Raw genomic sequence first — 556 nt, 5'->3', positions numbered from 1 at the left:
GCTGGGACTCGCTGGTCGCCAACGGCCCGGCCTGGCATGACCGTTTTCCGGGCCTGGCCTTCGATAACGTCGCCCCCGATGGCTTTGCGCCGAAAGAGCGTGTGGCGGACTACTTCGAAGCCTATGCACGCAAGTTCAATGCACCGATTCGTACCGGCGTCGACGTGACCTCGGTGGTGCGCAATGTCGGTCGCCCAGGCTTCACCATCCACACCAGCGAAGGCGTGATCGAAGCCAACCGCGTGGTGGCGGCCACCGGGCCGTTCCAGAAGCCGGTGATTCCGGCGATTGCCCCTCAAGACAGCGCGCTGCACCAGATCCACTCCGCCGACTACCGCAACCCCGCGCAACTGCCGGCCGGCGCGGTGCTGGTGGTGGGGGCGGGTTCCTCCGGGGTGCAGATCGCCGACGAACTGCAACGCTCCGGGCGCCAGGTGTACCTGTCGGTGGGTGCTCACGACCGCCCACCGCGTGCCTATCGCAACCGCGATTTCTGCTGGTGGCTGGGCGTGTTGGGTGAGTGGGACCAGGCCGCGATGAAACCCGGCCGCGAGCA

General features: G+C 67.3%; 1 protein-coding gene. It reads left to right on the top strand.

Annotated elements, in window-relative coordinates; translation table 11 throughout:
• Positions 1 to 556: NAD(P)/FAD-dependent oxidoreductase (locus HX846_RS38515; protein WP_178967616.1), on the top strand; the 556-nt coding region annotated here is incomplete at both ends.

It is taken from the genome of Pseudomonas sp. K5002 (assembly GCF_013386655.1).
Classification (GTDB): Bacteria; Pseudomonadota; Gammaproteobacteria; order Pseudomonadales; family Pseudomonadaceae; genus Aquipseudomonas.
This window is presented reverse-complemented; position numbering and strand designations above follow the sequence as displayed.